The 24,077-nt window shown below is 69.5% G+C and carries 24 protein-coding genes and 1 tRNA gene; 14 read left to right on the top strand and 11 right to left on the bottom strand.

The window, feature by feature from the left end; translation table 11 throughout:
• Positions 1-289: 289 nt before the first annotated feature.
• Positions 290-760: a VOC family protein gene (locus ACWDZ6_RS21920; protein WP_451504189.1), complete on the top strand. Its 471-nt coding sequence runs from the start codon at positions 290-292 to the stop codon at positions 758-760.
• A gap of 133 nt (positions 761-893) precedes the next feature.
• Here the strand turns inward: ACWDZ6_RS21920 and ACWDZ6_RS21915 are convergent, their stop codons facing one another.
• From ACWDZ6_RS21915 to ACWDZ6_RS21905, 3 genes are all read right to left on the bottom strand, one after another.
• Positions 894-1,220: a carboxymuconolactone decarboxylase family protein gene (locus ACWDZ6_RS21915; protein ID WP_351447482.1), complete on the bottom strand. Its 327-nt coding sequence runs from the start codon at positions 1,218-1,220 to the stop codon at positions 894-896.
• A gap of 1,508 nt (positions 1,221-2,728) precedes the next feature.
• Positions 2,729-3,265 carry a hypothetical protein gene (locus tag ACWDZ6_RS21910; RefSeq protein ID WP_451504188.1) on the bottom strand — a complete coding sequence of 179 codons (537 nt, stop codon included), beginning with the start codon at positions 3,263-3,265 and terminating at the stop codon, positions 2,729-2,731.
• 442 nt (positions 3,266-3,707) lie between these two features.
• Positions 3,708-3,782 (bottom strand) — tRNA-Cys (locus tag ACWDZ6_RS21905).
• A 170-nt stretch (positions 3,783-3,952) separates the two neighbouring features.
• Between ACWDZ6_RS21905 and ACWDZ6_RS21900 the strand changes: the two genes are divergently transcribed.
• The 5 genes from ACWDZ6_RS21900 (at position 3,953) to ACWDZ6_RS21880 (ending at position 10,940) form a co-directional block, all read left to right on the top strand.
• Positions 3,953-5,428, top strand: coding sequence for an MFS transporter (locus ACWDZ6_RS21900; protein WP_451504187.1), 1,476 nt, complete (start codon positions 3,953-3,955; stop codon positions 5,426-5,428).
• Between the two features lie 324 nt (positions 5,429-5,752).
• The gene (locus ACWDZ6_RS21895) at positions 5,753-6,550 is read left to right on the top strand and encodes a class I SAM-dependent methyltransferase (protein ID WP_451504186.1); all 798 of its coding nucleotides are present in this window, start codon (positions 5,753-5,755) and stop codon (positions 6,548-6,550) included.
• Positions 6,551-6,752: 202 nt separating this feature from the next.
• Positions 6,753-8,537, top strand: coding sequence for a DEAD/DEAH box helicase (locus tag ACWDZ6_RS21890; protein ID WP_366732324.1), 1,785 nt, complete (start codon positions 6,753-6,755; stop codon positions 8,535-8,537).
• Positions 8,538-8,960: 423 nt separating this feature from the next.
• On the top strand, positions 8,961-9,602 hold the full coding sequence (locus ACWDZ6_RS21885; protein WP_326650180.1) for an IclR family transcriptional regulator: 642 nt from the start codon (positions 8,961-8,963) through the stop codon (positions 9,600-9,602).
• Positions 9,603-10,151: 549 nt separating this feature from the next.
• A complete protein-coding gene (locus ACWDZ6_RS21880; RefSeq protein ID WP_451504185.1) occupies positions 10,152-10,940 on the top strand; it encodes a YlbL family protein in 789 nt (262 codons plus the stop codon).
• Here the strand turns inward: ACWDZ6_RS21880 and ACWDZ6_RS21875 are convergent.
• From ACWDZ6_RS21875 to ACWDZ6_RS21840, 8 genes are all read right to left on the bottom strand, one after another.
• A complete protein-coding gene (locus tag ACWDZ6_RS21875; RefSeq protein WP_366732322.1) occupies positions 10,870-12,222 on the bottom strand; it encodes an MFS transporter in 1,353 nt (450 codons plus the stop codon). The genes ACWDZ6_RS21880 and ACWDZ6_RS21875 overlap by 71 nt on opposite strands.
• Complete coding sequence (locus ACWDZ6_RS21870; RefSeq protein ID WP_451504184.1) at positions 12,219-12,395, bottom strand: hypothetical protein; 177 nt, start codon at positions 12,393-12,395, stop codon at positions 12,219-12,221. Before ACWDZ6_RS21870 ends, ACWDZ6_RS21875 begins: the two co-directional genes overlap by 4 nt.
• 15 nt (positions 12,396-12,410) lie before the next feature.
• Entirely contained in the window at positions 12,411-13,004 is a 594-nt protein-coding gene (locus ACWDZ6_RS21865; protein WP_451504183.1) for an ArsR/SmtB family transcription factor, read from the bottom strand.
• 151 nt (positions 13,005-13,155) lie between these two features.
• On the bottom strand, positions 13,156-14,148 hold the full coding sequence (locus ACWDZ6_RS21860; protein ID WP_451504182.1) for a glycine betaine ABC transporter substrate-binding protein: 993 nt from the start codon (positions 14,146-14,148) through the stop codon (positions 13,156-13,158).
• Positions 14,148-14,975: an ABC transporter permease gene (locus ACWDZ6_RS21855; protein ID WP_451504181.1), complete on the bottom strand. Its 828-nt coding sequence runs from the start codon at positions 14,973-14,975 to the stop codon at positions 14,148-14,150. Before ACWDZ6_RS21855 ends, ACWDZ6_RS21860 begins: the two co-directional genes overlap by 1 nt.
• Positions 14,972-16,201, bottom strand: a complete 1,230-nt coding sequence (locus ACWDZ6_RS21850) for a betaine/proline/choline family ABC transporter ATP-binding protein (RefSeq protein WP_351447508.1) — start codon at positions 16,199-16,201, stop codon at positions 14,972-14,974. The genes ACWDZ6_RS21855 and ACWDZ6_RS21850 overlap by 4 nt, the downstream gene beginning before the upstream one ends.
• A complete protein-coding gene (locus ACWDZ6_RS21845) occupies positions 16,194-16,841 on the bottom strand; it encodes an ABC transporter permease (RefSeq protein ID WP_389175474.1) in 648 nt (215 codons plus the stop codon). Before ACWDZ6_RS21845 ends, ACWDZ6_RS21850 begins: the two co-directional genes overlap by 8 nt.
• Before the next feature lie 9 nt (positions 16,842-16,850).
• On the bottom strand, positions 16,851-17,327 hold the full coding sequence (locus ACWDZ6_RS21840; protein ID WP_451504180.1) for an Lrp/AsnC family transcriptional regulator: 477 nt from the start codon (positions 17,325-17,327) through the stop codon (positions 16,851-16,853).
• A 121-nt stretch (positions 17,328-17,448) separates the two neighbouring features.
• On the opposite strand from ACWDZ6_RS21840, the gene hppD reads away from it, so the two are divergent.
• From hppD to nthA, 8 genes are all read left to right on the top strand, one after another.
• The gene (gene hppD, locus ACWDZ6_RS21835) at positions 17,449-18,594 is read left to right on the top strand and encodes a 4-hydroxyphenylpyruvate dioxygenase (RefSeq protein ID WP_326650171.1); all 1,146 of its coding nucleotides are present in this window, start codon (positions 17,449-17,451) and stop codon (positions 18,592-18,594) included.
• Positions 18,595-18,689: 95 nt separating this feature from the next.
• Entirely contained in the window at positions 18,690-19,415 is a 726-nt protein-coding gene (locus ACWDZ6_RS21830; RefSeq protein WP_451504179.1) for a response regulator transcription factor, read from the top strand.
• Positions 19,402-21,486, top strand: a complete 2,085-nt coding sequence (locus ACWDZ6_RS21825; RefSeq protein WP_451504178.1) for an ATP-binding protein — start codon at positions 19,402-19,404, stop codon at positions 21,484-21,486. The genes ACWDZ6_RS21830 and ACWDZ6_RS21825 overlap by 14 nt, the downstream gene beginning before the upstream one ends.
• Before the next feature lie 133 nt (positions 21,487-21,619).
• Complete coding sequence (locus ACWDZ6_RS21820; RefSeq protein ID WP_451504177.1) at positions 21,620-22,066, top strand: hypothetical protein; 447 nt, start codon at positions 21,620-21,622, stop codon at positions 22,064-22,066.
• A 64-nt stretch (positions 22,067-22,130) separates the two neighbouring features.
• A complete protein-coding gene (locus ACWDZ6_RS21815; protein ID WP_451504176.1) occupies positions 22,131-22,742 on the top strand; it encodes a class F sortase in 612 nt (203 codons plus the stop codon).
• Between the two features lie 84 nt (positions 22,743-22,826).
• Positions 22,827-23,108, top strand: a complete 282-nt coding sequence (locus tag ACWDZ6_RS21810; RefSeq protein ID WP_451504175.1) for a hypothetical protein — start codon at positions 22,827-22,829, stop codon at positions 23,106-23,108.
• Positions 23,101-23,409: an SH3-like domain-containing protein gene (locus ACWDZ6_RS21805; protein WP_451504174.1), complete on the top strand. Its 309-nt coding sequence runs from the start codon at positions 23,101-23,103 to the stop codon at positions 23,407-23,409. The genes ACWDZ6_RS21810 and ACWDZ6_RS21805 overlap by 8 nt, the downstream gene beginning before the upstream one ends.
• Positions 23,406-23,993 carry a nitrile hydratase subunit alpha gene (nthA, locus tag ACWDZ6_RS21800; RefSeq protein WP_451504173.1) on the top strand — a complete coding sequence of 196 codons (588 nt, stop codon included), beginning with the start codon at positions 23,406-23,408 and terminating at the stop codon, positions 23,991-23,993. Before ACWDZ6_RS21805 ends, nthA begins: the two co-directional genes overlap by 4 nt.
• Positions 23,994-24,077 lie beyond the last annotated feature (84 nt).

Here is a 24,077-nt window from a genome sequence, read left to right as displayed (position 1 = left end):
AGGGGCTGGGTGGCGCAGGCAAGAGCATCCGTGCCCGGGAGTTGGGTGGGAGCGCCCGCGTGCGGGCGCCAAGCGGGTGCCAGGTGATGAGGGGGGAAGAGGTTCCGCCCCGGATTCCGCGGCCTGTCGCGCGGAGGCCAGGCAGCGGCTCGATGCCGCGTTCGCAGAGTGTGTACGCCTGCGACCGCGGCGCCCTCGTTCGTCCGGTCCGGTCCGAGCGATGAGTTTCGCCGGCCCTGGCGGTCCACCTCGGTGAGGCAGTCGCCCCCGACCGGCAAGGAGAACCCTCATGCAGAAGATCACGACCTTCCTCTGGTTCGACAACCAGGCCGAGGAGGCCGCCCAGCACTACACGTCGATCTTCGACGACTCGCGCGTGACCGACGTACAGCGGTACGGAGAGGCCGGGCCGGGTGAGCCGGGAACAGCGATGACCGTCACCTTCGAACTCGCGGGACAGAAGTTCATCGCGCTCAACGGAGGCCCGCAGTTCAGGTTCACCGAAGCCATCTCGCTCTACGTGGACTGCGCCTCGCAGGAAGAGGTGGACGAGCTCTGGGCGAAGCTCGGCGCCGGCGGGGAGGAAGGGCCGTGCGGCTGGCTGAAGGACAAGTTCGGGCTGTCGTGGCAGATCGTCCCCAAGACGCTGACCGACTTGCTGAGCGACCCCGATCCGGTCAAGTCCCAGCAGGTCATGAAGGCGATGCTCGGGATGAAGAAGATCGACGTCCAGGGGCTGAAGGACGCCTACGGGCAGTGACACGGGGGCGGGGGCCGTGTCCGGCCTTCCGTACCGCCCCGGATACGGAAGGCCGCGTGCATCGGGACTCGCCGGCAGCCGCTTGACGTCCCGTTCCCAGGAGCCCGGCCTTGGGTGGGCAGCGCTTCTGCGCTCAGCCCTGGGCCTCGATCTCGGTCTCGGCGACGGCGATGGCGACGCCGAGTGCCTTGGTGATGTTGCCGGCTGCCGTCATGACGCGGGCTGTGCCCACGATGGGGGCGATGGCGACCAGGACGTCCTGCAACTGGTCGGCGGTCATGCCGGCCTTGAGGGCGGGGTCGATGTGGGCGAGGTAGGAAATCGGCGGAGCGTCCGAGGCCGCGAGGGCCGCAATGCGGGTGAGCATGAGCATGTCCGGGGCCAGCCCGCACCGCTCGACCGAGTCGACCGTCATCGCGGCGAGGGTGTCCAGGACAGGGGTTTCTGAGGCTGTGGCCATGTCGGATCGTCTCCTCTTGGTGTGGCATATGCGGGTCAGGCTGCGGAAGCAAGGGCTCCGCATCGGTGCAGCGCCTACTGCTCGACGGTAAGTCCGTTCCGAGCGGGGTGCCTGTCGAGCGGGATCCTCCGAGGTGGGAGTGCACTTGGGCGGTAACCGGACGGAACCTGCGGGCCCGAGGGAGCTTCCCGTACTGGCCGAGAAGCGCGAGTCGGCGGGGCGGACCCAATGCGAGGCCGCGGGGCGGACCCTATGTCGCGGCCGCTGCCGCCGCTCGCTGCCATGCGCCGCGTCGCTGGGAGCGAGAATCGCCCGGGGCGCCGTCCTCATCGACCCGCCGGCGCCGGCAGGCCACGACCAGGGCGCCGGCCCCGGCAGCCACACCGAAAGACAGTTTCAACAGGTCGGAAAGCGTGCTTGAGGTGAGTCGGCGCTCGGGCTTGGGGCCCTGAAGGCCGAGCGGGTCCCACCCGGCGAAGAACACTGTGGCCGCTACGGCGATCGCGGTGGCGAAGGCCGGAGTGAGGACGGTGCCGACGGGCCAAAGGCGAAGGCCGCGCCGTTCAGCCCGGCGCCGGGCAGGTTCGAGGTCCCACAGCACAGGACCGTTCAGTCGCCGAACCGGTTGCAGCCGGTCCGCGCTGCTCGCCACCGACGCTCCGTCAGTAGTCCCACCACGGCCAACACCGAGGTGGGACTGAAGGCCCTGCAGTCGTATGTCACGACCCCCGCCTGACAGCCTCATGGCAGTCTGCGTATTACGGATTGTCAGATCCCGGTCCGGGGGCGTCCGTAGGCGTTTTCCGTGATGTCGTCGTGCCTGCCCAGCGCGCTTGGCGGATGTCAGTGGACACCGGCAAACCGTGCCGGAGGGTCGATTGAGACCACGACTCGTTCGGCTGCTGGCGCACCATCGGGTTCAACTCAGAATTCCCTGCCGTGGATGAGGCGGAAAGTCGAGGACTCTGGAATATGTGCCCAGAGTGCGAGTACGGCGACGCGTCAGCGAGTGTGACCAACCACAGAAAGTCGGCCGACCACTGACCGCAGGACGTCAGAGGTCTCGGGCAGCCCCTGGAAGAGGCCCGTAGTACGGGGGGTGTCGTGCTGGACAAGGATCAAGAAATATCTATTGATGAATCCATGGAGCCTTCCGGGAGAGGCTGCCTCGGCATACTGAAGCCTTACAGGTAGTGCGTGAATCTATTGTGCATGGGTCGTGTGCAGTCATCAGTCAAGACCAGTAATGCGGCACTGAGGGAGCGTTTCGCATCGGAACTCAATGTGCACGCGAATCGCGACATATGCACCGTCGGCTCGGCGGAACTTGAATTCAGTATTGAACCAGCACGTCGATACGGTCGCTTCAAATCTGGATGGAGCGGCCCATATCGGAGGATCGCATCCACTGCCGGCCACTGCTCGAGGGCACGGACCCGGCCCGATTGCGGCGGGCCGGGGTCCATGTGCCACAGGCAGGCTTGTCGCTGCCCTTGGTACGTGTGGGGTCAGTGGCGCTTGTCGATTGCTCGGAAGCTGCCTACAAGCGCGAACGGCACCACGGCCCCGTCGAGGACCGTCGTGCCCTCGATTCCGCTGCTGGAGCCTCGGGGCTCAATAATCGCAATGGGAGCGCCGGTGTCGCAGGTAATCCCCCTGAAGAATTCAACGGTCCTGTCACTCTCGCTTCGGACGTTGAAGCTCATGGCGGGACTGCTGATCACAGCGGTGCACACACCCGTCTCTACCGAATACGTTCGCTCGTTGACCTGGATCCGGCCATCGTCGTCGTTTCTGTAGTTGCGGTTGTTCTGGCCGTTCGTCGGGCCGTTCGCCTGGCCTTCGACTCCGAAGTTCGTCTGGCCGACGTCGCCTCCGAGGGGAACAGAGGAATCGGCATCCTGAATCGACGGGGCGGACTTCGGGACGGAACTGGAAGCCGAGGCGTAGTTCACACCGGTTGCCGCCAGGGCCGTAATTCCCACCGACGCTGCGATCGCGACAACGATACGCCGACGCATTCCGTTTCTCATTCTCTCAGACATTCCGTTCTCCATCTCTCAGGGATGTCAGCTGAGCGGCCGACCAGAATGAACATACTCACGCCGCTATTCCTGACGCCACCTCAGAAATGGCTAAGGGGTGACGAAAAGGGGCCGATCGGGTGTTCGAAAGCCCAGGATCACGCTTGTGATGGTCCATCAAAAAGCTGAAAACGAGAGCCACTTGGCAAGGAAGTTGAGCCGCCCGGGGGACCGAGCTGACGCTCCTTCACACGGCTGCTGGCGTGTCGTGCCTTGATTACTCTCCGCACAACGGCTAGTGCTTCACCGGACTTCTGAATCTGTCCTGGTCAGCGGCCTGGCGGCTGGGATTTTCGCGTGGGCGCGCGGTCGCCTCGTCCGCCCGCCGGCCAGGGACCACCGGTCGGCCGACGGACAGCAAGGACCGCCCTTTGTCCTTCGGCAGATCGGTCAGCTGCGCGTTTGGAGGCCGTGACCGGAATCGAACCGGCGTAACCCGCTTTGCAGGCGAGTCCCTCAACCACTCGGGCACACGGCCGTGTGACTCCAATGCCTCGACCGTAGGCGGGGCGGACGCACGGCTCAAGGGCCCCGCGCGGGCTGCAATGCGACTGCCATACGGCGTTCATGGTCGTACGACCAAGGGATGAGCGGAGCCCCGTCCAGCGACAGGGTCCATAGCGCTTCATGCCCCTTACTCTGAGGTCCATGACCGCCCTCGAACCTCGTGACGCCGAGGTCACGCCGCTCCCCGACGGCAGAGCCGAAGCCCCCGCAGCCCTGGACGACGCCCAGGGCGGCATTCTCGGCGGATCGCATCGCGCGCTCAGCGTCGGCATCGTCTCCGTCGTCGTGCTGATCGCCTTCGAGGCGACCGCCGTCGGCACCGCGATGCCCATCGCGGCGCGGGAGCTGCACGGCATCCCGCTGTACGCCTTCGCCTTCTCCGCGTACTTCACCACCAGCCTCTTCGCGATGGTGCTCTCGGGGCAGTGGGCAGACCGGGACGGGCCGCTGCGGCCGCTCGCCACCGGGATATCGGCCTTCGGCGCGGGGCTGCTGCTGTCCGGGACCGCGAGTGCGATGTGGCTGTTCATCATCGGGCGGGCGGTCCAGGGGCTCGGCGGAGGACTGGTGATCGTCGCGCTGTACGTGGTCGTCAGCCGCGCCTATTCGGAACGGCTGCGGCCGTCGATCATGGCCGCGTTCGCCGCGAGCTGGGTGGTCCCCTCGGTCGTGGGCCCGCTCGCCTCCGGGGCCGTCACCGAACACCTCGGCTGGCGCTGGGTGTTCATCGGCATCCCGGCGCTTGTCGTCTTCCCGCTGGCGCTCGCGCTGCCCGCGATCCGGCGGATGGCGTCCGGGCCCGCCGATCCCTCCGTGCCGCCGCGGCCCTTCGACGGGCGGCGGATCCGGCTGGCCCTCGGGATCTCGGTGGGGGCGGGGCTGCTGCAGTACGCCGGGCAGGAGCTGAGGTGGCTGTCGGTGATCCCGGCGGTGGTGGGCACGGCGCTGCTGGTGCCGGCGGTTCTCGGGCTGCTGCCGCGCGGGACCTGCCGGGCGGTGCGGGGGCTGCCGTCGGTCGTGCTGTTGCGGGGTATCGCGGCCGGGTCGTTCATTGCCGCGGAATCCTTCGTACCGCTGATGCTGGTCACTCAGCGCGGGCTGTCGCCGACGATGGCCGGGCTGTCGCTGGCGGTCGGCGGGGCGACCTGGGCGCTGGGCTCGTACGTACAGGCCCGGCCGCGTCTCGAGCCGTACCGGCAGTGGCTGATGGTGGGGGGCATGGTCGCGGTCGCGGTGGCGATCGTGACCGCGACCAGCGTGCTGATCGCAGCGGTTCCGGTATGGATCGTCGGGGTCGCGTGGGGAGTTGGCTGCTTCGGCATGGGCATGGTGCTCGCGTCGACGAGCGTGCTGCTGCTGAAGCTGTCGGCGCCGGAGGAGGCGGGTGCGAACTCGGCGGCGCTGCAGATCGCGGACGGGCTGTCGAACGTCCTGCTGCTGGCGGCGGGCGGTGCGGCGTTCGCGGCGCTGGGCGGGGGAGCGGTGGGCGCGGCGCACGTCGCGGTGGGGGCCTCGGGCTCGCACCCGGGGGCGTTCGCGGCGGTGTTCCTGCCGATGGCGGCGGTGGCGTTGGTGGGGGCGTGGGTGGGGACGAGGCTGCGGGCGCGGGACGCGTAGCCTGTTCTTTGTTCTGGGCCGGTCGCGTTCGGTGATCGTCTCGGGTCGTCCGACCGTTTCACCACCTCGTAGCGGGTGACGGGGCACCGGCTCTTCGAGCCGAGAGGCCTGCGGGGGGCCGGGCCGGTTCGGTTTCGGCGCACGAACCGCTTCCTTCCCGCTGGGATCCGTGACGCGGCAGATCCACCTCCGACCGCGGTCTTGGGGCCGGTGGAACTCGCGCTCTGGCCGGCCCGAGGCATCACGCCAAGGCCACCGTCCCCGCCTGACGAACTCCCTGGTGAGTGAACCCGTTCGAGACGTCGTTCGAGCTACCGTCACCAGATGCCTGAAGCTCCCGAGAAGTTCAACAGCGCGATGACCACCTGGCAGGAATGGCAGGACGCCCCCTGGGGCCGTCTGCGCTACGCGATCGCCGAGGCGAACCTCGCCCGGCATCTCGACGGCCGGGATGGTGGGCCGTTGCGCATACTCGACCTCGCCGGCGGTGACGGCGGTGACGCCCTGCGCCTGGCAGCCCGCGGACACCACGTCACCATCGTCGACTACGCCCCCGCCATGCTCGCCGTCGCGGCCGAGCGAGCCTCGGCGGGCGGCCTGACGGATCTGATCACCTGTGTGCAGGCCGACGTGACCGCTCTGCCCGCCGAGTACGGCGACGGAGTCTTCGACGTGGTCCTCTGCCACAACCTCCTCCAGTACGTGGACGACGTGCCGGGCACCCTCGCCACGGCCCTCGCCCCGCTGAAACGAGGCGGGCTGTTCTCGATGATGGCGATCAACCGGCACTCGGCCGCCTTGAACATCGCCGTTCGGGGGACGGACCCCGCCGCCGCGCTGGCAGCGCTCGACACAGACAAGTCCCGGACCCAGATGTTCGACTCGGCGCTGACGCTCCACACGGCCGAGGAGATCATTCCTGTCCTGCGAAGCCTCGGCTGCCAGGACGTGCAGCACTACGGCATCCGCAGCTTCTGCGACTACATCACCGACGACGCGCGAAAGTACGACCCGGCGTTCTACGCCGACCTTGAGCGACTGGAACTCGCGACTACTGCGCGTCCGCCCTACATGCACACCGCTCGGCTCTTCCAGCTGACGGCGCGGAAGCGGGACAGCTGAGGTCGGACCATGAAGAACAAGCTCGGGGGCGTTCTCGAAGTCACGGGCCGCGGTGTCCGCGCGCCGTGCGGGAACGGTGTGAGCTGAGTCGCACCCTTGGTGTCCCCGGCCTCGTTTGGCCGGGGCCGCCTGCCGCTCACCGGTAGGGTGGCCCGGTTGTCTTATCTGATCCCGTGCTGCCGAGAGCTTTGAACCGGAGACCGTGACTACTACCGCCTCCCACCACCTCTCACCCGCCTTCCCCGGTCGTGCGCCGTGGGGTACCGCCGGCAAGCTGCGTGCCTGGCAGCAGGGCGCCATGGAGCGGTATCTCCAGGAGCAGCCACGGGACTTCCTCGCCGTCGCCACCCCCGGCGCCGGAAAGACCACCTTCGCGCTCACCCTCGCCTCCTGGCTGCTGCACCACCACGTCGTGCAGCAGGTGACCGTGGTCGCTCCCACCGAGCACCTCAAGAAGCAGTGGGCGGCCGCGGCGGCGCGGGTAGGGATCAAGCTGGACCCGGAGTACAGCGCCGGTCCGCTGAGCAAGGAGTACCAGGGTGTGGCGGTGACGTACGCCGGTGTCGGCGTACGGCCCATGCTGCACCGCAACCGCTGCGAGCAGCGCAAGACCCTGGTGATTCTGGATGAGATTCACCACGCCGGTGACTCGAAGTCGTGGGGCGAGGCCTGCCTCGAGGCCTTCGACCCGGCCACCCGGCGGCTCGCGCTCACCGGTACGCCCTTCAGGTCCGACACCAATCCCATTCCCTTCGTCCAGTACGAGGAGGGGAACGACGGGATTCGGCGGTCCGCCGCGGACTACACGTACGGCTATGGCAACGCGCTGGGCGACGGCGTCGTCCGGCCCGTGATCTTTCTGAGTTACAGCGGCAATATGCGCTGGCGCACCAAGGCCGGTGACGAGGTCGCCGCCCGCCTCGGCGAGCCGATGACCAAGGACGCCATCTCCCAGGCCTGGCGCACCGCGCTCGACCCGCGCGGCGACTGGATGCCGAATGTTCTGCGGGCTGCCGACAAGCGGCTGACGGAAGTCAGGAAGGGCATCCCGGATGCCGGCGGTCTCGTCATCGCCTCCGACCAGGACTCGGCCCGTGCGTACGCCAAGCTGATCCGCGAGATCACCGGCACCAAGGCGACCATCGTCCTCTCCGACGAAACCGCCTCCTCCCAGCGGATCGAGGAGTTCAGCGAGAACGAGGACCGCTGGATGGTCGCGGTCCGCATGGTGTCCGAGGGCGTCGACGTGCCGCGTCTCGCGGTCGGCGTGTACGCCACCACCATCTCGACACCGCTCTTCTTCGCGCAGGCGGTGGGCCGTTTCGTACGGTCCCGTCGCCGCGGCGAGACCGCGTCCGTCTTCCTGCCGACCATCCCGAACCTCCTCGGCTTCGCAAGCGAGATGGAGGTCGAGCGCGACCACGTGCTCGACAAGCCGAAGAAGGACGGCGACGAGGACCCGTACGCCGAGTCCGAGAAGGAGATGGCGGAGGCCGAGAAGCAGCAGGACGAGGACACCGGGGAGCAGGACATGCTCCCTTTCGAGGCCCTCGAGTCCGACGCGGTCTTCGACCGGGTGCTGTACGACGGCGCCGAGTTCGGCATGCAGGCGCACCCGGGGAGCGAGGAGGAGCAGGACTACCTCGGCATCCCCGGGCTCCTCGAACCCGACCAGGTGCAGCTGCTCCTCCAGAAGCGCCAGGCACGGCAGATCGCGCACAGCCGCAAGAAGCCGGACGACGAGGCCGATCTGCTGGAACTGCCCGCCGAGCGACGGCCCGTGGTCTCCCACAAGGAGCTCCTCGAACTGCGCAAGCAGCTGAACACGATGGTCGGCGCGTACGTCCACCAGAGCGGCAAGCCGCACGGCGTCCTTCATACAGAGCTGCGGCGCGTGTGCGGCGGGCCGCCGAGCGCGGAGGCGACGGCCGGGCAGATCCGGGAGCGGATCAAGAAGGTGCAGGAGTGGGCCACGCGTATGCGGTGAGCCGGTGAGCTGGTCGGCGGTGGGTCGGTCGGCGGTGAGCTGGTCGGCGGTGGGTCGGTCGGCGGTGAGCTGGTCGGCGGTGGGTCGGTCGGCGCTGAGCCGGTCGACGGCGCCGCGTGTACGGCGCTGAGCCGGTATCCGGTGTCGTGTGCACGGATGCCGAACAGGGTCCGGTGCATGAGTGCGCCCGGGCTCCGTCCGTCCCGCGGAACGAGGGACCGGCGCCCGGATTCTGGACGAGGTCTTCCGCTGAGCGAACCAGGTCGCTACTGTCCCCGCATTGCATACGCCCCGTGGCAGCGCCGCCGCGGAGCGCAGCCGGTGTGCCTGTCCTGCCGGCGGCCTCTGGGTGCGTCGCCGATGGGACTGGTGTCGCAGCTTCCGTTGAGGACCGCCGTCACTCACTCCAAAGGAGAGGGCGTCGTGACCGCGGAAACCTCCCAGACGCTCGACAGAGGACTACGTGTCCTCAAACTGCTCGCCGACACCGACCACGGGCTGACCGTCACCGAGTTGTCCAACAAACTCGGGGTCAACCGAACCGTCGTCTACCGTCTGCTCGCCACCCTGGAGCAGCACGCCCTCGTCCGCCGCGATCTGGGCGGGCGCGCCAGGGTGGGCCTCGGCGTGCTGCGCCTGGGCCGCCAGGTGCACCCGCTGGTGCGGGAGGCCGCGATGCCGGCCCTGCGCTCGCTCGCGGAGGACATAGGGGCCACAGCTCATCTCACCCTCGTCGACGGCGCGGAGGCCCTTGCGGTCGCCGTCGTCGAACCGACCTGGACGGACTACCACGTCGCCTACCGGGCGGGCTTCCGTCATCCGCTGGACCGGGGCGCGGCGGGGAAGGCGATCCTCGCGGCCCGGCAGAGCAAGTCCAAGGAGCCCGGGTACACGCTCACCCACGGCGAGCTGGAGGCGGGCGCGAGTGGTGCGGCCGCGGCCCTGGTCGGGGTGACCGGGATAGAGGGCAGCGTGGGTGTGGTGATGCTGGCCGACTCGGTGCCGGAGCGGGTGGGGCCGAGGGTGGTGGACGCGGCGCGCGAGGTGGCGGACGCGTTGCGCTGACCCGGATGCGGGTCCCTTGCGGGGTGCGGTCTTGGGTGTGGCCGGTCTTGGGCGGTGGTCGTCCGGGTCCGCTTCGGGGGTCGTGTCCGGGACTGCTTTCCTCACCGCGCTTCGCGCGAGTTGCGACGCTCTACGTCCCGGTCACGACCCCTGCGCGTCCCCTGGCCCGGTGTACGGCCGCGCGGCCGGTGGGTTGCGGCTTGGGGCGTGCCCGGATGCGGTGCGGTTCCCGTTTGCCCGGGGTGCCGGTCCCTTGCGGGGTGCGGGTTCGGGGTTGCTCGGGGTGCGAGTCCCTTGTGGGGTGCGGTCTTGGGCGTGGCCGGTCTTGGGCGGTGGTCGTCCGGGTCCGCTCCGGGGGTCGTGTCCGGGACTGCTTTCCTCACCGCGCTTCGCGCGAGTTGCGACGCTCTACGTCCCGGACGCGACCCCTGCGCGTCCCCTGACCCGCGTGAACGATGCCGCGGACCCGGCAGGCGCGCCGCACCGGGTGGAGGGTCAGCCCCGCCGCCGCCCCCGCGCCCCCGCTCCGCTGGCAGATAGATTGACACCGTGCTCTCCCGTCTCACGCGCCCCCGCGCCATCGCCCTCTGCGCCCTCCCTGTCGTCGCACTCTTCGCCGTCGTCGGGCTCGCGCCGCTGCCGTATGCCGTGGCGGAGCCCGGGATGACCGCGAACGTGCTCGGGAAGGACCAGGGCAAGCCGATCATCACCATCTCCGGCGTGCCCACGCGTAAGACCGCGGGCGCGCTGCGGATGACGACCATCGTGGCGACCGGGCCGTCCGCCGAGGTCGACCTCGGCGATGTTGTCGACGCCTGGTTCAGCACGGACCGCGCGGTCCTGCCGCACGATTCCGTCTATCCCTCCGGCAAGTCCGACGAGGAGATCAACCGGCGCAATGTCGAGGACATGGAGAAGTCGCAGGACGTCGCCACCCAGGCGGCGCTCTCCTACCTCCACAAGGACCCGTCGAAGGTGAAGGTCCAGCTCCATCTCGCCGATGTCGGCGGGCCCAGTGCCGGGCTGCTCTTCTCGCTCGGCATCGTCGACAAGCTCGCCGGCGCCGGCGCCGGCGGCGATCTCACCGGTGGCCGCAATATCGCCGGTACGGGCACCATCACTCCCGACGGCAAGGTCGGCGCGGTCGGCGGGGTGGCACTGAAGACTCAGGCCGCCAAGCGAGACGGGGCGAGTGTCTTCCTCGTTCCCAAGGACGAGTGCTCCGACGCGCAGGCCGAACTGCCCGGCGGTCTGCGGCTGATCCCCGTCACGACGCTGAAGAGCGCGGTGGACTCCCTTCGGGCGCTGGAGAAGGGCGGCAAGGTTCCGAGCTGCTGAGGTCCGCGGCCGAAGGAGTCGGGCACGGCCCCGGGTGCGTCGCGGCTTGCCTGCCCGCGTCCATCTCCCGCCAGCTCGGGAACACCGCCGGAGCCAGCGTCGTCAGGAAGTACGCCCCGCCGACGACGAGCAGCGCCGTCGCCAGTCCTGCCTGCTCGATCAGAAAGCCCGCCGCCAGACCGCCGAGCGGCGCGGTCAGCAGCACTCCCGCGGTGGTCACGCCCGCGACCCGGCTGCGCAGTTTCTCGGGAACGCGCTCGTATATGACCGTGGTGAGGATCGGGTTGAGCATCCCGGCCCCCAGACCGCCCACCGCCATCGTCGCCGCGAGTGGCGCCGTGCCGTCCGTCAGCGCCGCCACCACGAACCTCGGCAGCCCGCAGAGAACAAACGCGACGGTGAACAGCGCCCTCCGCGGGAAGCGGTGCCCGATCGCGCCGTAGAGCAGCGCGCCGAGCAGGGCGCAGCCGCCGAAGACCGCGACCAGCAGACCCAGGTCCCCGGCGCCGCCGAGGTTCTCCTTGGCATGCACCGGCAGCAGTACTGAACTCCAGCCCTGGTCGAGGCCGTTGGTGAGCATCACCATCACGACGACGCCCAGCAGCAGCCGGCTGCGCAGCAGGAAGGCGTAGCCCTCGCGCAGTTCACCCCGGTACGCGGCCAGCGAGACGGGTGCAGCCCGCCGCTGCGGCTCGGCCGCGCTCAGCCCTCGTACGCCCAGGGAGATCAGCAGCGCGGATCCGCAGAAGGTGGCGGCGTCCAGCAGCAGCACGGCCTCCGCGCCGGTCAGTGCGATGAGGAGGCCGGCCAGTGTCGCCCCGGCCATCCTGGCTCCGCGCGAGACCGCGTCGAAGAGGCTCGCGGCCCGGGTGAGAGGGGTGCGCGCTGCCTTGGCGAGGTCGGGTATGAGGACATACCGTGCGGTCTCGCCGGGTGCGTGGAAGAACCCGGTGACGGCCATCAGCGCGCAGAGCATCCAGAATTCGAGCGCGCCCGCGTAGTCCAGCAGCGGGATCGCGGCGAGCGCGAGCGCGCAGACGAGGTCCGAGGCGATGCTGACCCGGCGGCGGCCGATCCGGTCGATGACCGGTCCGCCGGTGATCGCCGAGACGACGACCGGCAGAGTCGCACAGAAGGCGACCAGGCCCGCCTTGCCCGGGCTGCCCGTGGTCTGCAGCGCGAACCACGGGACGCCGATGAGAGTGAGTGAATTGCCGGTGATCGATACGGCGTTGGCGGCCAGTACGGTGACGAGCGGCCCGCGTCCCCCCTTGGCCCTCATGCGATACGCGCGGCCCGTGCGGGCGGCCGCTGCACCAGGCGCAGCCCCAACTCGACGAGCGTCCAGCCCAGTTGTGTGCGGATGTCCGCGCGCTGCGGGCGATGCGCGAGGGCCCTCTCATGGAGCTCCGCGGCGCGCAGGTGGTGCAGCCGCAGATGTATGTCGGGGTGCATGGCCGGTGGTTCCCCTCAGTCGGTGGAGCGCGGGAAGGCGTGCAGGTGCATTCGGACCTGGGCGGCGTCCTCGGACTCGGCGGAATCCGCACTCGGAGCCAAGTCCTTGTAGCTCTCGATCAGTTCGTGGACCTTTTGGTTGAGCTCGTAGGCCTGGGCGGGCGTCAGCCGCAGGGTCCAGTCGCTCAGGTCCGAGCTTCTGCGCCACTCGTCGGGCCACTCGCGTGCGGTGCCGAGCCAGGTGCCGACCTCCTGGGTGTGCGTGGTCGCGACCTCATGCAGAAAGAGGTCCGCGGCGCCGCGGACCACCGGGTCGGGGTCGGTGAAGAGGGAGTCGTCGAAGCTTGTCCCGTCCTCCGATGCCTTCCACCAGCGCTCCCGGCCCTTGCCGCGCTCGGGGTCGTCCTCGACGAAGCCGTGCGCGGCGAGCTGGCGCAGGTGGTAGCTGGTGGCGCCGCTGGACTCGCCCAGTTTGTGGGCCAGTTGGGAGGCGGTGGCGGGCCCGTCGTGCCGCAGCGTGTTCAGCAGGCGCATGCGCAGCGGATGGGCGAGGCCGCGCAGCGAGCGCGGGTCGAGCGAGCGGTAGTTGCGTGGTGCGGACTCGGGCATGTTGCAAAGATAGCCTTGCAAAGAAGTCGTTGCAAGGGGTTCTTTGCAACCGGATCTTTGCGAGCTGAAGGGTGCGAGCCGGGGAGTGCGAGCCGCGGACTGCGGGCCGGGGACGAGCGAGCGTGGGGCCCGCGGCTCTGAGCCGGGCGGGCTAGCCCTTCTTGATGAAGCCCTCCTGGATCAGCCAGTCCTTCGCCACCTTGTGCGGGTCCTCGCCGTCCACATCCACCTTCGCGTTGAGGTCCTGCGCGATCTGCGTCGTCAGCCTCGCGCTCAGCGGGTTGAGCAGGCTCGCGATCACCGGCCACTTCTCGATCGTCCTGCTGTGGATCACCGGCGCCGCGTTGTAGTTGGGGAAGAAGTGCTTGTCGTCCGCGAGGGTGTCCAGATCCATCGCCTTGATCCGGCCGTCCGTGGTGTAGGCCTCTCCCAGCAGGCAGGAATTGGACTTCGACACCTGCGTGTAGATGATCCCGGCGTCCATCTTCTTGATGTTCGCGGCCGGGATCGTCATCCCGTACGCCTTCTCCATACCCGTCAGTCCGTCCTCGCGCGAGGCGAACTCGTTCTCCACGCAGACCGTCACCGCCGACGGGTCCTTCCTCGACAGCGCCGCCATGTCCGACATCGTCTTGAGGTGGTACTTGGCGTTGTTCTTCTTGCTGATCGCCAGCGTGTAGGTGTTGTTGAGCGTGGACTGCGGCAGCCAGGTGACGCCGTTCTTCAGATCCTCGTTGTGCACCGCCTGCCACTGGGCCTGCGGGCTGACGATCGGCTTCTGGTGCCCCAGATAAGTGATCCAGCCGGTGCCGGTGTAGTCGTACATCGCGTCCGCGTCGCCACCGACGATCGCCTGGCGCGCACTGATCGAGCCGGGCAGATTCGTACGGTCCAGAACCTCCGCGCCAGCCGCCTTGAAGATCAGGCCGATCATCTGGCCGAGGATGATGTTCTCGCTGAAGTTCTTCGAAGCGACTGTCAGCGAGGCGCCCTTGAGCGGTTCGCCGTTGCCGACCGAACCCGGTGCCACGGCGTCCACCATCGGTGAACCGCTCTTGAGGCCGCAGCCGCCCAGGCCCGTCAGGCAGGTCAGTGTCAGCGCCAGTACCGCCGCCCCGCTCGGCGCCGCGCGCAGGGAGCGCATCACGCCTCCAGCCCGCGCGGCGTGAGCACCAGCTCGGCCAGCGAGGCCAGCCAGTCCACCAGCAGCGCCAGCACCACGGTCAGCACCGAGCCGAGGATCAGCACCGGCATCCGCTGGGTCTGGATGCCCGAGGTGATCAGGTCGCCCAGGCCGCCGCCACCGCCGAAGGTGGCGAGCGTGGCCGTGCCGACATTGAGCACCAGGGCCGTGCGTACGCCCGCGAGGATCAGCGGTACGGCGAGCGGCAGTTCGACTCTGGTCAGCGTGCCGAACGCCGACATGCCGATCCCGCGCGAGGCCTCCACCAGCTGCGGATCGATCGCTTTCAGACCCGCCACCGTGTTGGAGAGCACCGGCAGCACCGCGTAGATGACCATGCCGATGATCGCCGTCGACGGGCCGATGCCCAGCCAGATCACCAGCAGTGCCAGCAGGCCGATGGCCGGGGTCGCCTGTCCGACGTTGGCGAGCGCGGTGACGGGCGGCGCTGCCTTGCTCAGGCCCGGCCGGGTCAACGTGATGCCCAGCGGGATCGCGATGATCAGTACCCAGAAGGTGGAGATCGCGGTGAGCTGGATCTGCTGCCACACCCGCAGCTGCACATTGCCGCCCGACAGGGAGTTCTGGGCGATCGCGTCGAGGTGGGTGTTGGAGATCCACAGGAAGGTCACCAGCAGGACGATGGTGAGAACGGCGGGCAGTACCACCAGCTTCTGCCAGGTGATCCGCCGTCTCGGCGGCGGGGCCGGAGGAGGGAGCTCCTCCTCGTCCGGGAAGTCGGGACCAGCCTCGTGCTCGCCGGCCGGGCGGTCGGGAGCTGTACTCATCCGCCCGCACCGCCCTCCAGCGCCACATCTGTCTGGTGGTGTCGTAGCTCCTCCAGGTCGTGCTGGTGCTCGATGGCGGTGAGCCGGTCGGCCTCGAGCATCTCGTGCACGGAGTTCATCAGAGTCTCCATGTCGACAACGCCGATGTACGCGCCACGCCGCCCGGTCACCGCGACCCGCCCGCTGGAGTCCGTGAGCACCGCCTCCAGCGCGTCGTGCAGTGTCGCGTCCCGGGTCACCGTGTCCTGCACCAGCTGCCCCGCCCTGGCCAGGGACCCCTTGGCGCGCATCAGGTCGCCGCGCCGCAGCCATTTGTACGGGCGGCCGCGCCGGTCCAGCATCAGCACCTCGTTGTGCAGGCCCCTGCGCAGCTTGTTGAAGACCGACTGGAGCGTGTCGTCCACGGTCACCGTCGGGAAGTCGGCGATCCCGACGTCTCGTACCCGGGTGAGATTGAGCCGCTTGAGCGCCGCACCCGCGCCGACGAAGCCGGAGACGAAGTCGTCCGCCGGATTGGTGAGGATCGCCTCCGGAGTGTCGAACTGCGCGATGTGCGAACGCTCCCGCAGCACCGCGATCCGGTCCCCGAGCTTGATCGCCTCGTCGAAGTCGTGCGTGACGAAGACGATCGTCTTGTGCAACTCGTGCTGCAACCTGATCAGTTCGTCCTGAAGGTGATCGCGGGTGATCGGGTCGACGGCCCCGAACGGCTCGTCCATCAGCAGGACGGGGGGATCCGCGGCGAGCGCCCGCGCGACGCCCACCCGCTGCTGCTGGCCGCCCGACAGCTGCCGCGGATAGCGACCGTGGAACTCCCGCGGATCCAGCCCCACCAGATCGAGCATCTCCTCGACCCGGGCGTTCACCTTCTTCTTCGGCCAGCCGATCATCTTTGGTACGAGGGCGATGTTCTCCGCGACCGTCATGTGCGGGAAGAGTCCGGAGGACTGGATCGCGTATCCGATCTTCCGCCGCAGCTTCACCGGGTCCATGTCGGTGACGTCCTCGTCGTCGATCCTGATCCGCCCGGAACTCGGCTCGATCAGCCGGTTGATCATCCTCAGCGTGGTCGACTTGCCGCAGCCGGACGGACCCACGAGGATCACCGTCTCGCCCGCCTTGATCCCCATCGACACGTTGTCCACGGCCGGCTCGGGGCTCCCCGGATAGCGCTTGGTCAGGTTCTCCAGCTCGATGGAGGCCCCGGAAGCGGCGGACTCAGGCACGGATCCCCCTCGAGACGGTGAGACGGCCGATGCCCACGTACGCGGCGTCGAAGAGCAGCGCGAGGATGACGATGCCGATGGTCCCCGCGAGCACCTGGTTGAGTGCGTTGGCACTGCCCAGCGAGGCGATGCCGCGGAAGATCTCATTGCCGAGACCGGGCCCGGAGGCGTACGCGGCGATCGCGGCGATACCCATCAGCATCTGCGTGGCGACCCGGATGCCGGTCAGGATCGGCGGCCAGGCGAGCGCCAGCTCCACTCTGAGGAGCCGGGACACCCGGGACATCCCGATGCCCTTGGCGGCGTCCACGAGCGAGGGGTCCACGCCGCGCAGCCCGACGACGGAGTTACGGACGATCGGCAGCAGCCCGTACAGCGTCAGGGTGATCACGGTCGGCGGTACCCCGAGGCCCACCAACGGGATCAGCAGACCGATCAGAGCGAGCGAGGGGATGGTGAGGATCACCGCGGTCGAGGTCACGGCGAGGTTGCCGCCCCACCCGCTGTGATAGGTGAGGAGGCCGATCAGCACACCGAGAAGCGTGGCGATCACCATGCACTGGAAGACGAGACTGGCCTGCTGGTAGGCGTCGGTGAGCAGCTGCTGGTGATTGGTGACCAAGTACTCCCAGAAGCTCATACCGTCACCTCAGACGCTTTCGTCCTCCGCGGCCTGCTCCACCAGCGGAATGATCCGCAAGGGCACGGGATTCTCCATGACGATCGCTGTCGAGGCCCGCACGATGCCATCAAAGCCGACAACACGGTCGATCACCCGTTGAAGATCCGCGTTGGAGCGGGCGACGAGCCGGCAGAGCATGTCGCCGTGGCCGGTGGTGGTGTGCAGCTCGAGCACCTCGGGGACGCCCGCCAAATGGGCGCGTACATCGGCCCCTTGACCCTGCTTGATCTCCAGTGTGGCGAAGGCGGTCACCGGGTAGCCGAGAGCCGCCGGATCGACGTCCGGACCGAAACCACGGATGACTCCATTGGACTGAAGGCGGTCCAGACGCGCCTGCACGGTCCCGCGGGCCACGCCGAGCCGGCGGGACGCCTCGAGCACCCCGATCCTCGGCTCGCGCGCCAGCAGCACGATGAGCCGGCCGTCCAGATGATCGATCGCCATGGTCTCTCCCGAATGGTCATCATGTACAGATAGCCCCGCCATGCTCGCTGACTGCTGTGCATATTGCCCAGTGGAAACTCAAACTATTGCGCACCTTGTGGATCGGGGGGAGCCTGCCCGTATGACTGAGACCATCGATCACACCCCGACCACCGCGCGTAAGGCAGATCCCTTCCCGGTGAAGGGAATGGACGCGGTCGTCTTCGCCGTCGGCAATGCCAAGCAGGCCGCGCACTTCTACTCCACGGCCTTCGGCATGAAGCTCGTCGCCTACTCCGGACCGGAGAACGGCAGCCGCGAGACCGCGAGTTACGTCCTCACCAACGGCGCCGCACGCTTTGTGTTCACCTCCGTGATCAAGACCGCCACCGACTGGGGCCGCTTCCTCGCCGACCATGTCGCCGAGCACGGCGACGGCGTCGTCGACCTGGCCATCGAGGTGCCGGACGCGCGCGCCGCGTACGCGTACGCCACCGAGCACGGCGCCCGCGGCATCACGGAGCCGTACGAGATCAAGGACGAGCACGGCACGGTGGTGCTGGCCGCGATCGCCACGTACGGCAAGACCCGGCACACCCTCGTCGACCGCTCCGGCTACGACGGCCCGTACCTGCCCGGCTTCGCCGCCGCCGACCCGATCGTCGAGCCGCCGGCCAAGCGCACCTTCCAGGCCATCGACCACTGCGTCGGCAATGTCGAGCTCGGCAGGATGAACGAGTGGGTGGCCTTCTACAACAAGGTCATGGGCTTCACCAACATGAAGGAGTTCGTGGGCGACGACATCGCCACCGAGTACTCCGCGCTCATGTCGAAGGTCGTCGCCGACGGCACGCTGAAGGTGAAGTTCCCGATCAACGAGCCGGCGATCGCGAAGAAGAAGTCGCAGATCGACGAGTATCTGGAGTTCTACGGCGGGGCCGGCGTCCAGCACATCGCGCTCGCCACGAACGACATCGTCGCGACCGTACGGTCCATGCGGGCCGCGGGAGTCGCGTTCCTGGACACCCCCGACTCGTACTACGACACCCTCGGCGAGTGGGCGGGCGAGACCCGGGTGCCCGTCGAGACGCTGCGCGAGCTGAAGATCCTCGTCGACCGTGACGAGGACGGCTATCTGCTCCAGATCTTCACCAAGCCGGTTCAGGACCGGCCGACGGTCTTCTTCGAGATGATCGAGCGGCACGGCTCGATGGGCTTCGGCAAGGGCAACTTCAAGGCGCTCTTCGAGGCGATCGAGCGCGAGCAGGAGAAGCGCGGAAACCTGTAGCAGCCGAACCACAATCTGCAACAGCCGACCCTCAAGTCGCGGCGGCCCCACGGATCCTGACCCGTGGGGCCGCCGAACTGCTTACGATCGGCGGCGTGTGCGCAAACGTCATGGTCGCCGAGGACGACGAGAAGCAGGCCGAGCTGGTCCGCCGTTATCTGGAACGGGAGGGCCACACCGTCACGGTCGTACGCGACGGCAGAGCGGCCATCGAGTCCGTCCGGTACAAGGCCCCCGACCTGCTGGTGCTCGATGTGATGATGCCGCGGGCCGACGGCCTGGATGTGCTGCGCGTGCTGCGGGCCGAGGCCCGGGAGCTGCCCGTGCTGATGCTGACGGCCCGCAGCACCGAGGACGATCTGCTGCTCGGCCTGGACCTCGGCGCCGACGACTACATGACCAAGCCGTACAGCCCACGGGAGTTGATGGCCCGGGTGCGCACACTGCTGCGCCGTACCCGGCTCTCGGCGGGCGCGGACCCGGCGGCCGCTGCCGTCCTCGCGGTGGGCACGCTCGTCGTCGACCCGGACCGGCACGAGGTGAGCGTCGACGGCGGCCACGTCGACTGCACGCCCGGTGAGTTCCGCATCCTCGCCGCGATGGCCGCCGAACCCGACCGGGTCTTCACCCGGCAGCGGCTGCTGGAGGAACTGCACGGCTTCGACCGCTACATCAGCGACCGCACCGTCGACGTGCACATCATGAACCTCCGCAAGAAGATCGAGCCCGCGCCGCGGCGGCCCGCCCGGCTGCTCACCGTCTTCGGCGTCGGCTACAAGCTGACCGACCCGGCGAAGAGCGCGGCTCGTGCCTCCTCGTAGCGATCCACCTCCTCGTGGCGCTCCGTCCCCGGAGCGACGGCTGCCGCTGCGCAAGAGCCTGCTCGGCCGACTGCTCGCGGTGTCCGCGCTGGTGGCTGCCTGCTCGGTGGCCGCCACCGCCTGGCTGGCCGTGCAGACCACCTCCGGCGCCATCAAGCAGGAGCAGGGACAGAACCTCACCGACGACGCCCGGATCTACAACACCCTCCTCGGCTACGCGGCGACCCACCCCCGGTGGGACGGCGTGGACCGGACCGTCACCGATCTGGCCCGGCAGACCGGGCGCCGGATCGCGCTGACCACGCCGCAGCGTGCGCCCCTCGCCGACTCGGCGACCCAGGACAAGCCGCCCGCGCTGCCGCCGCAGACGTCGGCCGTCGTCGACCCGCTCTCCGTGGACGGCACACTCCCGGCCGGCGGCGGCCAGAGCGCCGCGGACCGCATCGACCCGCGCGCCGTGGGCCCGTTCCGGCTGCCGGCGGCCGAACGCGCCCGGTTGCAGGAGACCGCCGAGCGGATCGTCTCCTGCCTGCGCGACGACGGTGTCACCTCCGACATCGTCGGGACACCCAGCGGCCGCCCACGCATCCAGGCCGTCGGCAACGACCTCGACCGTATCGAGGGCACCCGGTGCTCGATCGACGCGCTGGAGGAACCCACCGCCACCGAGACCAAGGCGCTCACCGCCCTCAACCAGCTGGCCGACGCCTGTCTGAAGCGCCAGGACCGGCACGCCGTACAGCTGAACCTGGACCTCTCCTGGAACAGACGGCCGGCGCCCACCGGGCGTATCCCCACCGCGCCGCCCGTGAGCACCCCCGAAGCGTCGGCCACGCCCACCATCCCGACGGAGGCCACGCCCACCCCGACGGAGGCCACGCCCATCCCGCCGGAGGCCACGCCCATCCCGCCGGAGGCCACGCCCATCCCGACGGAGGCCACGCCCACCCCCGAACCGTCGGCCGTGCCCAGCGCCAATGACGACGACCGCGCCGTCGCCTCCTGCGTCGGCACCGCGCGCCGCGAACAGCTCAGCTCCTATGTCGCCACGCCCGCGCTGCTGTTCATCGGCGACCCCGGCGGCGCGACCGTCCCCGGCTTCGACCTCTCCCCGGCGAACACCGCCCGGATCGCGGGCGCGGCGGCCCTCGTACTGGCACTCACCGTCGGCGCGTCACTGTTCGCCGCCACCCGGCTCGTACGGCCGCTGCGCGCGCTCACCGGCGCGGCCCAGCGGATGAAGGACGGCGGATACGCGGACCCTGTTCCGGTGCCGGTCACCGCGGACAACGAGATCGGGCGGCTGGCCGCCGCCTTCAACGACATGTCGGCGCACCGCGCGCGTCTGGAGGGCCAGCGCAAGGCGATGGTCAGCGATGTCGCCCACGAACTGCGCACACCGCTCAGCAATATCCGCGGCTGGCTGGAGGCGGCCCAGGACGGCATCGCCGACCCCGACCCCGCCTTCGTCGCCTCCCTGCTGGAGGAGGCGATGCAGCTGCAGCACATCATCGGCGACCTCCAGGACCTGGCCCAGGCGGACGCGGGCGCGCTGCGGCTGCATCCCGAGCCGGTCCGGATCGAGGAGCTTCTCGGACATGTGGCCGCGGCGCACCAGGCCCAGGCGGACACGGCGGAGGTCACGCTGACGGTGGCCGGGACGGCGCCGGGCGCCGACGTGCCCGAGCTGAGCGCCGACCCGGTGCGGCTGCGGCAGGCCGTCGGCAACCTGGTCTCCAACGCCGTACGCCACACCCCGCCCGGCGGCAGCGTCACACTGAGCGCGTCCTCTCCGGACGGGGATGTGGTGGTCGTCGATGTCGCCGACACCGGCAGTGGCATGCCGCCCGAGGATCTTCGCTATGTCTTCGACCGCTTCTGGCGCGCCGAGAAGTCCCGCAGCCGCCGCACCGGCGGCAGCGGCCTGGGTCTCGCGATCGTCCGCAAGCTCGCGGAGGCGCACGGCGGCACGGTGCACGCGGTGAGTGCGGAGGGGGAGGGGTCGGTCTTCACGCTGCGGATACCGGCCGCGGGACGGCCTGTCGCGGAGGAGACCGCGGATCGGCTCTGATTCTCGTGCCCCGATCCCGGCCCCGGTCCTGGCCCTGATCCGAAGACCACAGCGTTCTGACAGCTTCTTCATAACTTCACGCCAGCCTGTCGCCAAGTGCCAACAAGGCCGAGCTGGAATGGAGCCACCCCACATGTCCCACCGTCTGTCCCTGCGTGCCCTCGTCGTCGCCACCGCCGTGGCCGGCGCGGTGATCGTCCCGTCCACGGCCGCCTTCGCCGACACCACGCCCACGCCGCGGGCGACCGAGCGGACCCCCACGCCCACGCCCACGCCGCGGGCGACCGAGCCGGCCCCCGAGCCCACCCGCGGCAGCGGCATCGTCACAGCGCCCCCGCAGGAGCGCATGCCTTCGGCCGTGCCGCGCGGCGGCGTGGCAGCCGGTGACAAGCCCGCCCCGGCACGGGGCGGGAAGCGAGACGCCGCGCCGCGTGGTGGCGTCAGCGCCGGTGAGCGGCCGGCCGGGAGCGAGAGCGGCAACACCACCGCCCTCGCCGGATCGGCCGCGGCCCTCGCGCTGGTCGCGGGCGCAGGCACGTTCGTGGTGCGCCGCCGTTGGGCCGCCCACCGCAACGGCTGATACCCGCTTCCCTGTCCGCGGACGGCGCCGGTTTCGCCGGCGCCGTCCCCGCTCTGGAGACTCCATGTCCCGTACACACCACCGGAGGCGGCGGGCCGCTGCGCTGCCCGCGCTCGCCTGCGCCGGCTTCGTCCTGACCGCCGTCGCCGGATGCTCGGCCGACGCCGTACAGACTCCACCCCAGGCCGCGAAGGCTCCGTCCGCCGCCTCTCCCACCACCGGCCAGGGGAAGACCGCGGACCCGGCGCGCATCGCCATCCCCTCGATAGGCGTGGACAGTTCTCTGATGCGCCTCGGCCTCAACGACGACAGAACGGTCGAGGTCCCGCCCGCGGACAAGGGCATGACCGCAGGCTGGTACACCGGCGGAGCCGTGCCCGGCGAGCGCGGAGCCGCCGTGATCATCGGTCACAACGACACCCGCTTCGGCAGGGCGGTCTTCCACGACCTCAAGAAGATCGCGAAGGGCGCGGACATCGCCGTACGGACGACACGGGGAACCACGCTCCACTTCACCGTCACCGGCACCGACACGGTCAGCAAGAACGCGTTCTTGACCCAGAAGGTCTACGGCCCGACCACCGAGCGCGCGCTGCGCCTCATCACCTGCGCCGGAGACTTCGATGCGCAGGGCCACCCGGTGGACAACCTCATCGTCTACGCTACTCTGCGCTGACCTCGCGCATGCTCCGGGCGCCGTGGCGTGTCGGCCCGCTGAACCACCGGCTCGCGCGGGCAACGAAGATCTAGGCTGTCGGGCATGGCCAGGATGAACGACGTCGGCGGTATGCAGGGCTTCGGCCCCATCGATACGACGGACGACACCGAACCCTTCCACGCCGACTGGGAGGCCAGAGTGTTCGCGCTGAACCGCGCTCTCATCGGGGCGAAGGTCTTCAATCTGGACGAGTTCCGCGACGCCGTCGAGTCCATGCGGCCCGCCGAGTACTTGGCGGCTTCGTACTACGAGCGCTGGTTCTACGCGATCCGTACGCTCCTGGAGCGCAAGGGCGTCATCGAGGCGGGCGAGCTCGATGACTGAAGCCGCGCACGAGCCCGCGTACGCCACCGACCGGTTCGCTCCGGGCGCGCGGGTGCGGACCGTGCACCACGACCCGCCGCACCACACCCGGCTGCCCCGCTACGCCCGCGGCAAGCACGGCACGGTCGTCGAGCCCGAGGGCCGCTCGCCGCTCGCCGACGTGCGCTCCCAGGGGCGCGAGGATGCTCCCGTCGAGCAGGTCTACGCCGTACGGTTCGAGGCCCGGGACCTGTGGGGCGACGGCGACCACCACGTCGTACTGGACCTGTTCGAGAGCTACTTGGAGGACGACCAGCCGTGACCGGAACCCACGCCGACGCCCTGATCTCCCGCCGGGTACGCCGCCTCGAGACGCTCCTGGAAGAGCGCGGCCTCGTCGCGGGCGGCGCGCTCGACGAGGCCATCGACGCCTTTCTCAGCGGCGCCTCCCCGGCCAACGGGGCCCGGGTGACGGCCCGGGCCTGGGTCGACGCCGACTTCCGCGCCCGGCTGCTCGCCGACGGAACCACGGCCGTCGCCGAACTCGGCCTGTCCGCGGGGGGAGTCCAGCCCCAGCGGCTGCACGTCGTCGAGAACACCGCGCACACGCACAACGTCATCGTCTGCACGCTCTGCTCCTGCTATCCGATCCGGCTGCTGGGCCCGTCCCCGAGCTGGTACAAGAGCGAGGCCTACCGCTCCAGGGTGGTCCGGGAACCCCGCGCCGTACTGGAGGAGTTCGGCCTGCGGCTGCCGCCCGAAACGGAGATCACGGTCTGGGACTCCACCTCGGAGACCCGCTACATGGTCCTGCCCCGCCGCCCGGACGGCACGGACTCCCTGACGGAAGCGGAACTGGCGGCACTGGTAACCCGCAATGCCCTGATCGGCACGGCGGCGGTGTAGGGCGGCGCGCACCCGACTGCCCGCGCACCGGACCGACCGGGCAGCCGACCGACCGGGCGGGGCAGGCGCGGCGCTCCGTCCGCC

The sequence above is a fragment of the Streptomyces sp. NPDC002926 genome (assembly GCF_053591755.1).
This window is presented reverse-complemented; position numbering and strand designations above follow the sequence as displayed.